Origin of the sequence: Pseudoalteromonas sp. S16_S37 (genome assembly GCF_014694405.1) — a bacterium.
Classification (GTDB): domain Bacteria; phylum Pseudomonadota; class Gammaproteobacteria; order Enterobacterales; family Alteromonadaceae; genus Pseudoalteromonas.
On record NZ_JAAUWV010000210.1, the window covers coordinates 1 to 422 of the forward strand.

A 422-nucleotide genomic window follows, 5' to 3' on the forward strand; every position below is an offset into this window, starting at 1 on the left:
GCCATTGGCACGTGAAAATCAACAACAATAACGTTAGATGGTTAACCGAATCTAAAGATAGCAATCCAAATTGAACAACCTCAGTTTTTTGAAAAACCGAGTTTTTCAGAATCGACTAAATATAAAGGAAATTCATATGAAAAACACACAAACAAAAGAGCGTGTATTAGGTCGTAAAATGTCTAAGCAGGAGCTTGAAAAAATTGCAGGTGGTGCAACCACGCCTGCAACTGACGGTTGTGTAGATGACAAAGGTAATGATACGCCTTGTCCTTAAGTAAGCATTTAGGGAAGGGGGTAATCCCCTGAGGGATCCCCATAAATAATCATTTAAATTCAAACACATCACTAACATCCAAATTTTGCCAATTCAAGTCAGTGATGGTTTTCTTAAAATGCCGGAGCCCCGCCATATAGTCTTG

1 protein-coding gene is annotated in these 422 nt (G+C 38.6%); it reads left to right on the top strand.

The features are described 5' to 3' along the window. The first annotated feature begins 136 nt into the window (after positions 1-136). Entirely contained in the window at positions 137-277 is a 141-nt protein-coding gene (locus tag HC733_RS22660) for a hypothetical protein (RefSeq protein WP_190367217.1), read from the top strand. The last annotated feature ends 145 nt before the right edge of the window (positions 278-422 follow it).

Bases quoted from the DNA above. Each gene is read 5' to 3' on its own strand.
- HC733_RS22660 (WP_190367217.1), top strand. From the start codon at position 137: ATGAAAAACACACAAACAAAAGAGCGTGTATTAGGTCGTAAAATGTCT.